The 3,344-nt window shown below is 39.2% G+C and carries 1 protein-coding gene; it reads left to right on the plus strand.

The genetic code is table 11. The features are described from left to right. On the plus strand, positions 1–3,016 hold a 3,016-nt coding region (locus tag WJR50_RS33885), incomplete at its 5' end, for a PA14 domain-containing protein (RefSeq protein WP_341297756.1). Positions 3,017–3,344 lie beyond the last annotated feature (328 nt).

Here is a 3,344-nt window from a genome sequence, read left to right on the forward strand (position 1 = left end):
AAAGAATGTTGATGGTAAAAATAATATCCTACTCTCTGGTAAAGCTTCCGGTAATTATTCCGCTTCAGGTGATAAATCCGCTAATATCAACGATATCTTAGTTAACCCTAGCGAGGACAACTACAATGTTAAAAACCACTCATCTGTTAAAGATAAAGGTGTAGCTATTTCTGAGTATACAACAGATAGAATTGGCACAAAGATAAGTAATCTTCCTGACATCGGTGCTTTTGAGTATTCAAATGGAGAGGTAGTAGATATACCTGAATCTCCGGAAAGCCCTGAACCAGAACCAAGTCCTGAACCTGAGCCGGTTGATTTATTATCAGCAGTTAATGTAACAAAACCTACCGAAGGAGTTATCTATCAATATTATGAGGGTCAGTGGTCAAATGTGCCTAATTTTAAAAATTTGAAGCCTGTAAAAGAAGGGTTAGCTGATAACTTTACTATTGATTCAAAAAACAGAAATGATGAGTTTGGATTCTTCTTCAACGCTTTCATCTACGTACCTGAAGATGGTGAATACACTTTCTTCACGACTTCAGATGATGGCTCAATGCTCTATATCCATGATCAACTTGTTGTCAATAATGATGGTACTCACTCTCCTCAGGAAAAGTCAGGTACTATTGGTCTCAAAAAAGGTCTTCACCCTATTGAACTTTCTTTCTTTGAAAATAGAGGCGGAGAAACTTTAGCGGTGATGATCAAAACACCGTCCGGTAACAAAAGAGCCATTCAAGATAGTGAGCTATTTGTGAGTGCTGAGGATATCCCTGATCAAACCGAGCCCACTCCTAGTCCTGAACCTACAGATCTTCTAGGATCAGTCACTGTGGAAAATGCAACCAATGGTGTTATCGCCCATTATTACGAAGGCATATGGTCTTCTACTCCTGACTTTAGCATGATCAATCCTATTAAGTCTGACCTCAACAGTAACTTCAGCATTGAGGCTAGGGAGAAAAATGATGAGTTTGGATTCTTCTTCAATGCATTTATCTATGTCCCTGAAGATGGTGAATACTCTTTCTTCACGACTTCAGATGATGGCTCCATGCTCTATATCCATGATCAGCTTGTCGTTAATAATGATGGTACTCATTCTGCTCAGGAAAGGTCAGGTACTATTGGACTCAAAAAAGGTCTTCACCCTATTGAACTTTCTTTCTTTGAAAATAGAGGCGGAGAAACTTTAGCGGTGATGATCAAAACACCGTCCGGTAACAAAAGAGCGATTAAAGACAGTGAGCTATTTGTTAGTGCTGAGGATATCCCTGCTAAACCTGAACCTGAACTGCCTTCTCTTATCAGTGGTGTAAATTATCACTACTATGAAGGCGAGTGGAATCAGCTACCTGATTTCTCTAAACTTACTGCTGTAAAATCGGGGACAATTGCTAACTTCTCGCTTCAACCCAGACAAAGAGATGATTACTTCGCTTTCCTCTTTGAGGCTATGATCCAAATTGATGAAGCTGGTGAGTATACCTTCTTTATTAACTCTGATGATGGTAGTCAGCTTTTCATTAATGATGCTTTGGTAGTTGATAATGACGGACTTAGACCAGCTCAGGAAGTCGCTGGTAAGGTAACCCTTGATAAAGGTGTGCACAAAATTACTGTCTCTTATTTTGAAGGGTATGGTGGCGAAACCCTTGAAGTTTGGTTCCAGGGGCCTGGTATGAACAAACAAAGAATTCCTGATCAAAACCTATTTTTAGAAGATTCAGAACCTACTCCGAGTCCTGAGCCAACAGATCTCCTAGAGTCAGTTACTGTGGAAAATTCAACCCCGGGCGTTATCACCCATTATTACGAAGGTACATGGTCTTCTACGCCTGACTTTGATGTGCTCAATCCTATTAAGTCTGACCTCAACAGTAACTTCAACATTGAGGCAAGGGAGAAAAATGATGAGTTTGGATTCTTCTTCAATGCTTTTATCTACGTACCTGAAGATGGTGAATACTCTTTCTTCACGACTTCAGATGATGGCTCAATGCTCTATATCCATGATCAGCTTGTCGTTAATAATGATGGTACTCATTCTGCTCAGGAAAGGTCAGGTACTATTGGACTCAAAAAAGGTCTTCACCCTATTGAACTTTCTTTCTTTGAAAATAGAGGCGGAGAAACTTTAGCGGTGATGATCAAAACACCGTCCGGTAACAAAAGAGCGATTAAAGACAGTGAGCTATTTGTGAGTGCTGAGGATATCCCTGCTAAACCTGAACCTGAACTGCCTTCTCTTATCAGTGGTGTAAATTATCACTACTATGAAGGCGAGTGGAATCAGCTACCTGATTTCTCTAAACTTACTGCTGTAAAATCGGGGACAATTGCTAACTTCTCGCTTCAACCCAGACAAAGAGATGATTACTTCGCTTTCCTCTTTGAGGCTATGATCCAAATTGATGAAGCTGGTGAGTATACCTTCTTTACTAACTCTGATGATGGTAGTCAGCTTTTCATTAATGATGCTTTGGTAGTTGATAATGACGGACTTAGACCAGCTCAGGAAGTCGCTGGTAAGGTAACCCTTGATAAAGGTGTGCACAAAATTACTGTCTCTTATTTTGAAGGGTATGGTGGCGAAACCCTTGAAGTTTGGTTCCAGGGGCCTGGTATGAACAAACAAAGAATTCCTGATCAAAACCTATTTTTAGATTCAAATTTAAGGACTACAATCAGTGAAAAACATAGTAGTATTCAATCATTACCTGGAGCAGAAGAATCTATTGACATAACAAAAATTAATTCAACCTCTTTCATAGTATACCCGAATCCCGTGCAAGGTCAATTTACTTTGAGCTCGGACATCACGTTAAATGACGCTGAGATTTCACTCTTTGATATAAACGGACGTAAAGTTTTCGTCAAATCAATTTCTCAGATAAATAACGAATTGGAAATAGATTTAACGGGGGTTAAGTTACCAAAAGGTAAATATCTATTGTTACTCTACTCTGAGGGAAAGCTTATTCATAAAACCAACATATTGAAACAATAGTAAATCTTGCTCATTAGTTTGGAAAAGCGATCTTTTAAAAAGAGGATCGCTTTTTTTTATCCTAAAATAGTATATCATACGTTATAAAAATTAAACATATTTAATTCTGAAGTTTGATATATCTATCATTAAGATACATTGTAATACTTTGCTGTTTGTTATTCGTAGAGTTGGCTAACTCTCAACCCCAGATAACAGGCGCCAGGATCATAGACAGCCGGAGTAACTATCTGGAGGTTACCTTCAGTGAAAATATTTCCGCTTCCAATGCCGAGGGCTTCCGATTAGTCGGTGGAGCTGCCCGTATTAAAAGCCTCCTCGGGGGTAG

The organism is Catalinimonas locisalis (assembly GCF_038039535.1).
In the GTDB taxonomy this organism is placed as follows: Bacteria; Bacteroidota; Bacteroidia; order Cytophagales; family Cyclobacteriaceae; genus Catalinimonas.